Raw genomic sequence first — 9045 nt, 5'->3', positions numbered from 1 at the left:
TCAATTTCTTGCAATCCTCGCTACGGACGCTTAAGTCCGACAGGCTGCTAGTGGTACCCGATCCTGAAGAACAGGAAGAAAATTAGTAGTAATATTTGTCCTCAAGTGCTTCGTCAAGGCTGGGAGGAAGAACATAACAGGCGGCAGGATAAAGACTATCAGGGTCCATGTTGTCAATATTCTCTATAGAAAAATCATAGAGAAAATCGAGGAACTCAACCAAGTGTTCTATCCGTTCTTCAAGGTGTTTTTTCTTCTTCTCTTTTTCGCTGAAATCTTTTCCTTCCTGATCCTTTATTGCCTCGCCAAGGTTGGGTCCATCAGCATGTTCGTTGACATCTGGCTCAAGAGTTGACTCGGGCATTGCCAACATAATGCGTGATTGCCTCAGCAGATCTTCAAATCCTGTGAAGAGGCTTTCGAATATGACTTGGCAATCCTTAAAATCATTGAAAGTTTTTTGTAACTGTTGCTCTATGTATTTTTGTAGGGCTAGAAGTAATTCACGAAATAATTCAGGATTTTCATTTCCCGGGTTGTCGTTTGCGTCGGTTAATACCTTTTTGAATGTTCCAAATAATGTCTGTTCTTTGTCTTTTATCTCTGAAGAGTGAGTAATAGTGTCATCCCAGTTGGATGCGCTAAAGTAAGTCGCCAGATTGTCAATGTGTGTATTTGCGAGTTGTATAGAGTAAGGATCAAGAATCAGACATATGGCATCAATTAAACTCAAAAACTGATTATTCGAGGCAACTAATTCAGGTTTTATTTCACCATATTTTTTTATCAGCCTGGACATTGTTTGAGCTGAGTGAGATTTATTATGATAAAGCATTTTTTTGCTCTTGCTAACGTCTTTGTTGAGAAGAGAGAATGCGGCTGTTATCAGTGGATTAATTGATTCCCTGGTCTTTTTAAATTTTGAGTATTGCTCCGATATGTATAAAAAAGTAAGGCGCATTTCTCCCAGCAATCTCAGGCCATCGAACAATCTGGCAGATTTTTTAATATTTTCTTTTAAAACTGTGCGATCATTTATAGGTTCTTTTACACCTAAAAGCTCATCTTTTTTGGTGTCAAGTCTGTCGATACCAGAGAAGCCGGCGGCGTGAAGCAGGAATGAGTTAAAAAAGAAATGGGCCTCTTGAGGGGTGGCTTCATTTGAATGGATGGCGATATAGTAACTCACCATCAACATCGCGAGGTTGTGTTGATCTTCTGTTTTGGTAATATCGACAGGTGATTCGGTGCCTCGGATGTCAGTTAGAACTGCTATCATCAAACTTTGGCTATTGTCGAGTGTATAGCCGAGGGCTTGTATCACTTGCTGAATCATGTTTGCAATTGTCAGGTTCTCATCGGGGGGGGTTACCGGGATGTAGCTCAGCATAGTGTTTAGGGTGACTTCATCAAAGCCTGCATTCAACCCCTGGATAATGGCGGTCATTTGTGCATGGTTCATTGGCGGGAGCGGAATTTCCATTAATGGTTGTAACTGCCGTGCTTCAGCTCCCTCCGATTCTTCTGAATGCTCATCCTTCTTCTCGTCTTGCTCATTTTCATGGTTCATGGCAAAGATAAGACTGCTCGTATTCGGGTTGAGATCATAAGGAGGGATTTTTCCTATATAAGCATTATGATTAATCAAATCATTCAGGAAGCTGAACTCTTTTGTCGTTTTTTCTCTAACAAATCCCTCTTCCACTGGTGTTGAAAAAAGATTGTCTGCCAGAAGTGTTGAACAGGGGCAAGCCATCATGATGATGCAGAAGGAAGCAGCAACCGACTGATTGGCGCTATCACGATGGAAAAATATCGATTGCTTTGCTGTTTTAGGTAATCGAGCAATGGAGTGACTCATCTACACCTGCCTTCAAGGGTTTATGGATGCTGTGTTAAAAAGTAGTCTATGGGTTGCAGCAGCACCGAATTTGCAGGGGCTAAATGACCTACCGAAATCACTACCGTTTCAGAGCCTGCCGTTTGCTGTGAAGCCGCTGCTGGTGGCCAGGTCAGAAAGAACAGGAAGAAGATTAAAAATAAACTCCGTCAAGACTTTCAGGAATATATCTGTCAGGATCAATAGTGTCAGAGTCATAAGGATACTTCGTGGCAAAATCATAGAACCAATCGAAGAAATCAACCAAGTATTCTACTCGTTCTTCCAGGTGTTTGATCTTCTGCTTTTTCTCTCTGAACTCTTTTCTCTCTTGTCCATCTGCTGGCTCGCTGGATTTAGCGTCATCAGCCTGATCGTTGGCATTGGTCTCAACAGTTGTCTCAAGCATTGCCAACATAATGCGTGATTGTTTCAGCAGATCCTGAAATCCTGTGGTGAGGGTTAGCATTATGGTTGTGTAATCATTTGAATTATCATGAATTTTTAGTAATTGCTGTTCTATGTGTTTTTGTAAGGTTATAAGTAATTCTTGAAATAATTCAGGATTTTCATTTCCCGGGTTGGTTTTTGCGTCGGTTAGTGCCTTTTTGAATATTTCAAATAATGACTGTTGTTTGTCTCTTGTCTCTGAAGAGTCGGTAGTGGGATCATCTGAATTTAATGCGCTAAAATAACTCGACAGGTTGTCAATATGTTTACTTTCGAATTGTATAACGGCAGGATCAAGAATCAGGCTTATGGCATCAATAAAAGTTAAGATCTGAATATTTAAGGCTGCTAACTCAGGATTTTTTTTACCATTATGTTCTAGTAGGCAGAGCATTCGTTGAGCTGATTCTATATTACGATGAGAATGCGCTATTCCGTTCTTATAAATGCCATAGTTGAGCAGAGATAAAGTGGCTTTCAGTTTTGGATCGACAGGTGTGTCGGACTTTTCAGCTGCTAAGTCATTCTCCAATTGTTGCAAAAAATAAAGTCGCATTTCTTGCAGCGATTTCAGGCCATAGATGACGGCAGCAGATTTTTTAATAGTTGCTTTTAGCACTTTGTGATCTTCTGTGGGTTTATCTATTGATTTTTCCAGACCTAAAAGTTCATCATTTTCGATACGGAGTCTCTCGATACCAGACAAGACCGTGGCGTGAAGCAGGAATGAGTTGAAAAGGTCATTAGCCTCTTGAGTGGATAATTTACTTAAATTGATGGCTGTGTAGTAAGCCACTATCAACATCGCAAGGTTCTGTTTTTGTTGTGGTCTGGTCAAATTGACAGGAGATTCGATCCCCCGGATATGAGATAAAACTTCTATCATTGCTTTCTGGTTGTTGTTGGCCACAACACCGAAAATTTGTTGTACTTGCTCAATCATGCTTTCGATGGTCAGGCTCTCGTTGGGGAGTGTTTCAGGGACGTAGCTCAACATAGTGTTTAAAGTGCTTGCCTCAATGCTTGTATTTAACTTCAGGATAATGTCACTCACTTCTGCATGGCTCATTGGCGGAAGCGGAATCGTCATTAAAGACTGCGGTTGTTCTCCTTCGGCTCCTTCCGATTCTTTTGAATTCTCATCCTTTTTTGCGCCTTGCTCATTTTCATGGTTCATGGCGAAGATAACGCTGGTCGAATTCGGGTCGAGACTAAAAGGGGGGATTATCCCAATATAAGCATTATGGTTAATGAGATCGCCCAGTAAGCTGGACTCTTTTGTCTCTTCATCTCTGACAAATATCTCCTCATCTGGTGTTGGTAAGAGATTTTCTGCCATCGGTTTTGAACAGGGGCAAGCCGTAGTGATAAAGCCAAGAGTAGCAGCAAACAACTGACTAGCCTTGTCACGATGGAAAAATATCGACCGCTTTGCTGTTTTAGGTAATCGAAAAATGGAATGACTCATCGACACCTGCCTTCTCTATTTTATGAATGTGCACATAAACTAGTACATGGACTGCAGCAGTGCCGAATTTTAAGCACCAGTCAATGCTATTACTGAATTTGCACGTTACGTTTTAAGCCATCGTTTTGCCTCGATTTGGGGACACCGTAAGTGCGGTGGGGAAAATAGACTTGCCCGTTAGGACAAGCTGTACCCGTAACCATCCGTAGACTGAATTTTCTTACAGTGTTTGTAGGATATGTCGGTTATTGTTCCCGTTCCATTTGCTATGTTGAAACTTCCTCGACTGCGTACCGCAACCCGTCCTGTATACGTTCCTTGCCGTTTACCTGCCGGAACGATAGCTTTGACGATATCGCCAGTCTGAAACCCTTTTACTTGTTTTGAGCCTTTAGCCTTTGTACGGGGAAATCCGTACTTGTCCACTCTGCACATTTGCCTCGATCCACGACCCATAGCCTTAATGATTAAGGGTTTTGTGCTTTCTGGTATGTATATGCTGGCTCCTGACTCTCCTAAACAGGCGGCATCTATCCATTGCTCTTTCTTGTATCCTTGCTGAGTGCGGTTGAACTTGGTTCTACCGCCAGTAGCAAAGGTGGTAGGAAGACCGATAGCCTGAACACGTCTGGCGGTTTCGTTTCTTGTGGCATTGACTAGCGGGAGCGGAAATTCGATTAAAGGCTGAGGCAGGAGTGCTTCAGCTCCTTCCGATTCTTCTGAATCCTCAATCATTTTTTCGCCTTGCTCATTTTCGTGGTTCATGGAGAAGATAAAGTGGGTTGTATTTGGGTTGAGAATAAAGAGGGGGATTTTCCTTATAAGCCTTTCGCGACCGCGGCGATCAGAACGTGGGTTTTGAAGCTGTTGGTGGCGATTATTCTGAAAGAACAGGAAGAAGATTAAAAATAAACACCGTCAATAGTCAAAACTAGCGTCAAAACTAGCTCTGACGGCCTCAACATTCTCAGAGCCATAAAGCGTGTCTACAGAATAATCAAAGTTAGTCTTGAACCAATCTTCGAAATCATCCAAGCATTTTTTCCGTGCTTTCAGATGCTTTATCTTCTTCTTTTTCTCTTCGTTGCTAAACTCTTTTCCTTCTTGACCCTTTGCTGTTTTGTTTTGTTTGGCTCCATCAGCCTGCTCATTGGCGTTGTTGTCAGTAGTTAGCCGATACATTGCTTTCGTAGTGTAGCTCTCCAGTAAGTCAAATGTTGAGCAGATAGATAACATTTCGAGTGTGTAGTCATTTTTATCAATAAACGTTTTTTGTAATTGTGTCGATATGTGATTTTCTAAGGCTAGAAGCCATTTTCGAAATAATTCAGGGTTTTCATTTCCAGTGTTTTTTTTTGAGTCGGTTCGTACTTCTTCGGATATTGCACTTAATGTTAGTTTTTTAAACACCGTGTCGATAGCGTCAATAACGGGATCAGCCTCAGCTAAAACATCTGAATTGCTAAAATTAATCGACATGTTGTCACCTTGTGTAAGTACCATTTTTTTAATGAAAGAACCAAGAATCAGGCTTGAAGAATATAGAAAACTCATGAACTTAATATTAGAGGCAACTGATTCAGGATTTTTCTCAACATACTCTTGTATGAGCATTAAAATTTGTTCGGCTGATTTTATATCATGCTGATAAAGCGGTGTTAGGTTCTTATCAATCCCATAGTTGAGCAAAGAGGAAGCGGTTAATAACATGGGGTCTACTGATGCCTCAGAAATTTCAGCTTCTGGTAGATTGTCCAATTGTTGCAAAATCTTAAGGCGCATTTCTCCCAACAACTTCAGGCCAGAGAAGACTGAAGCAGATTCTTTAATATTTGCTTTTAAAATTTCGTGATCTTTTATTGATGCTATTGTACCTAAAAGGCCAGCTTTTCTGGCATGAAGTCTCTTGATACCAGAAAAATCAGTGGCGTGAAACAGGAATGAGTCAAAAAAAGCATGAGCCACTTGAGGGGTGGCTCCATTTGAATGGATGGCTGTGTAGTAACTCATCATCAAAATCACCAGGCTCAGTTGATCCTCTGGTTTAGTCATATCGACAGGAGATTCGGTACCCACGATATTCGTTAGAACTTCTATCATTGCGTTCTGGTTATTGTCAGCCTCAACATGGAGAGCTTGTTGCACTTTCTTGATCATGCTTGCAATGGTCAGGCTCTCATCGGGCAGGGTTACCGGAATGTAGCTCAACATAGTGTTCAGGGTGTCTTCATCAAAGCCAGTATTCAGCCCTTGGATAATGGCAGTAATTTGTGCATGGTTCATTGGCGGGAGCGGAATTTCCATTAAGGGCTTAAGCTGCTGTGCTTCAGCCCCCTCCGGTTCTTCTGAATACTCATCCTTTTTTTCGCCTCGTTCATTTTCATGATTCATGGCAAAGATAAAATGGGTCGTATTTGGGTTGAAAACAAAAGGAGGGATTTGTCTTATGTAAGCATTATGGTTAATCAAATCGTCCAGGCAGCCAGGCTCTTTTGTCGTTTTTATTCCAGCAAATTCTGCCGCCACTGGCGTTGAAAAAGGATTTCCTGCCAACAGTTTTGAACAGGGGCAAGCCAGCACGATGAAGCCAAGGGAAGCAGTAACCAAATGATTAGCCTTGTAACGATGGAAAAATATTGATGGCTTTGATGCTATTAGTAATCGACCTATGGGATGACTCATCGTCGCCTGCCTTGTTGAATTTGAATGCCCTGAATAAGGTAGTTTCGCCTGCCACGCCTCTGTGACCGTAATACTCAAGAACCCGGCAACCCTGATTTATCGAGCAGGCGATATCTGCATTGAAGCCGTTGCTGACCTCATCAAAACTTCGACCGCAATGCTACAACTGAATCTGCACAAATTTCCTGATAGCCCCGGTCTGAAAAAACTGGAAAAGTATCCAAACTAAACACCGTCAGGATTACCCCTGTCAGCTTCATCTCTGTCAGCAGGGATCGTGTTAACTTCAACTCCATTAACTTCAACTCCATTAACTTCAACCCTGTCAGCTTCAACCCTGTCATCTTCAACTCCGTCAGCATCAACGTCAGCATCAACTCCGTCAGCATCACCTCTGTTGGAATCACTACCTCTGTCAGCATCAGTACTGCCCACATCATTGCCTTCAGACTCACTACTGCCACTTTCATGAGGGCTGTTCATAGCAAATTCATAGTTAGACCCGAACCATTCGACGAATTCTCGCAAGTGGCTTATCCGTTCTCTCAGGTGTCGTGCCTTCTTCTCATATTTACTAAGCTCTTCTCCTTCTTGGCCTTCTGCTGCTTTTTCATCTTTGGCTGCGTCAATCTGCCTATCAAATATTTCCAACATATCATTTGATTGTTCATGCAGGCTCGCTAATCCTGTGCCGAGGGTTACCATTATCACTTGGTAATCATCTGCCTCAGTAAAAGCTATTTGTAATTGTTTCTCTATGAAGTCTTTCAGAGCTTGAAGTAATTCTCCAAATAATTCAGGACCTTCATTTCCATCATTGTATTTTGCATCTTCTGATACTTTCTTGAATGCTTCAAATAACCTCTGTTCTTTGCTTGTTGTGTCTGAAGAGTCAGTGTCGGTTTCTAACCACTTTGATTTTCTAAAATAACTTAACAGGTTTTCAATATGTGAATCTGTGAACTGTATAACGGAAGGATCAAGCAGCATGCTTATGGCATGAATCAAAGTCATAAATTGATTGTTAGAGGCAACTAACTTAGGATTGTTTTCACCATATGATTCTATTAGCTTTAACATTCGTTTATGTGATTTTATGTTGCGCTTATATAGCGGTATCCCGTTCTTCTCAACACCATAGTTGAGAAGGCTGGTAGCAGCTGCCAACAGTGGATCGGGTGATGCGCTGGATCTTTCGTCTTCTGAGTAAAAATTCAGTTGTTGCAAAAAATCAAGGCGCGCTTCTTCGAGTATTTTCAGGGCAGAAAAGACATTTTTGGATTCTTTAACATTACCTTTTAAAAGTTCGGGATCTTCGATGGGTTCTTTTATACCCAAAAGGTTACCCCTTGTGGCATGGAGCCTCCCTATACCAGACAAGCCGACAGCATGAAGCAGGAATGAGTTAAAAAAAACATTAGCCATTTGAGGGGATGACCCATTTGACTTGAGGGCTGTATAGTAACTCATCAACAACATCGCGAGGCTCTCTCGTTGTTGTGGTTTGCTTATATCGACAGGAGATTCGGCGCCCTGAATATCATACAGAACACTAATCAACGCATTTTGGTTTTCGTTGAGCGTTATGCCAAGAGTTTTTATCAAATGATCAATCATGCTTGCAATTGATCGGGCATGTTCGGGAGGGGTTTCCGGAATTTCCTCCAACATCATATTAATGTGGTTTGTATTAATATCTGTAGTTATGGCACGGATAATTTCGGAAATTACCCCATGGAGCATCACGGGGAGAGGAATTTCGATTAAAGATTGCAGCGGCTGTGCTGTAGCTCCCTCCGGTTCTGTTGAATTTTCATCCTTTTTTTCGCCTTGCTCATTTTCATAGTTCATGGCAAAGACAAGGTTGGTCGCATTCGGGTTGAGAACTAAAGTAGGGATATTCCCTACGTAAGCATTGTGATTAATCAAATCGTCCAGAAAGCTGGACTCTTTTGTTGGTTTTTCTAAAACAAGCCTCTCCACCGATGGTGTTGATAAACCATTTTTTGCCAGTAGTTCTGAGCAGGGGCAAGCCATCATGATGAGGCCAAGGGAAGCGGCAACCGACTGATTAGCCATGTTACGATGGAAAAAGATCGATTGCTTTGCGGTTGCTGATAATCGGGAAGCGGAGTTATTCATCAACATCTGCCTTTTTTAATTTATGGATGCCCTGATAAAGTAGTCCACAGATTGCAGAAGTGCCCAATTTTAAGCATCTTCAAACTCAGCCTGATCGCTCAGGCAACCCCGTTTTCTAAGCGCAGGAATTGCCGAGAGCTTGGAGTTCCAAGGTTCAAGGCCTGTGCACAAGGCAAGGCAGTTACAATCTGGACTTAAACCCGGGAGTGGCATTCGAACAGCGCAGAACCGGCTACTGCCAATGACGTTATGGGGCACAAATGGAACGGCCTTAAACAGTAACGTCTTCGAGCCAGCAGTTCGCCGGTAGCAGTTGGTTTGAAAGGACAGGAGGATTCATTTCTTCAGGACTACCTCTGTCAATATCATTGCTCTGAGAGTCACTGCTATCAGAGTCGCTGCTGTCAGAGTCACTGCTGTCAGA

The 9045-nt window shown here is 42.1% G+C and carries 6 protein-coding genes; 1 reads left to right on the top strand and 5 read right to left on the bottom strand.

What is annotated here, in order from left to right; genetic code table 11:
- Nucleotides 1-82: 82 nt before the first annotated feature.
- From KDK19_RS19170 to KDK19_RS19155, 4 genes are all read right to left on the bottom strand, one after another.
- On the bottom strand, nt 83-1861 hold the full coding sequence (locus tag KDK19_RS19170) for a hypothetical protein (protein WP_257292642.1): 1779 nt from the start codon (nt 1859-1861) through the stop codon (nt 83-85).
- A gap of 172 nt (nt 1862-2033) precedes the next feature.
- Nucleotides 2034-3797 (bottom strand): hypothetical protein, encoded by a 1764-nt coding sequence (locus tag KDK19_RS19165; RefSeq protein WP_257292641.1) that lies wholly within the window; start codon nt 3795-3797, stop codon nt 2034-2036.
- Between the two features lie 177 nt (nt 3798-3974).
- Complete coding sequence (locus KDK19_RS19160; RefSeq protein WP_257292640.1) at nt 3975-4562, bottom strand: hypothetical protein; 588 nt, start codon at nt 4560-4562, stop codon at nt 3975-3977.
- 153 nt (nt 4563-4715) lie between these two features.
- Nucleotides 4716-6557 carry a hypothetical protein gene (locus KDK19_RS19155; protein ID WP_257292639.1) on the bottom strand — a complete coding sequence of 614 codons (1842 nt, stop codon included), beginning with the start codon at nt 6555-6557 and terminating at the stop codon, nt 4716-4718.
- Between KDK19_RS19155 and KDK19_RS19150 the strand changes: the two genes are divergently transcribed.
- Nucleotides 6541-6708: a hypothetical protein gene (locus KDK19_RS19150; protein WP_257254396.1), complete on the top strand. Its 168-nt coding sequence runs from the start codon at nt 6541-6543 to the stop codon at nt 6706-6708. The two genes, KDK19_RS19155 and KDK19_RS19150, sit on opposite strands and share 17 nt — an antisense overlap.
- Here the strand turns inward: KDK19_RS19150 and KDK19_RS19145 are convergent.
- Nucleotides 6705-8621: a hypothetical protein gene (locus tag KDK19_RS19145; protein ID WP_257292638.1), complete on the bottom strand. Its 1917-nt coding sequence runs from the start codon at nt 8619-8621 to the stop codon at nt 6705-6707. The genes KDK19_RS19150 and KDK19_RS19145 overlap by 4 nt on opposite strands.
- Nucleotides 8622-9045 lie beyond the last annotated feature (424 nt).

The sequence above is a fragment of the Endozoicomonas sp. ONNA1 genome, assembly GCF_024606325.1.
Classification (GTDB): Bacteria; Pseudomonadota; Gammaproteobacteria; order Pseudomonadales; family Endozoicomonadaceae; genus Endozoicomonas_A.
Note: the sequence above shows the minus strand (reverse complement) of the source record. Positions and strands in the feature narration are given on the sequence as shown.

What these genes read in the sequence shown, in the direction of transcription:
- KDK19_RS19145 (WP_257292638.1), bottom strand. Translation starts at nt 8,621, where the DNA reads ATGAATAACTCCGCTTCCCGATTATCAGCAACCGCAAAGCAATCGATC.
- KDK19_RS19170 (WP_257292642.1), bottom strand. Translation starts at nt 1,861, where the DNA reads ATGAGTCACTCCATTGCTCGATTACCTAAAACAGCAAAGCAATCGATA.
- KDK19_RS19165 (WP_257292641.1), bottom strand. Translation starts at nt 3,797, where the DNA reads ATGAGTCATTCCATTTTTCGATTACCTAAAACAGCAAAGCGGTCGATA.
- KDK19_RS19160 (WP_257292640.1), bottom strand. Translation starts at nt 4,562, where the DNA reads ATGAACCACGAAAATGAGCAAGGCGAAAAAATGATTGAGGATTCAGAA.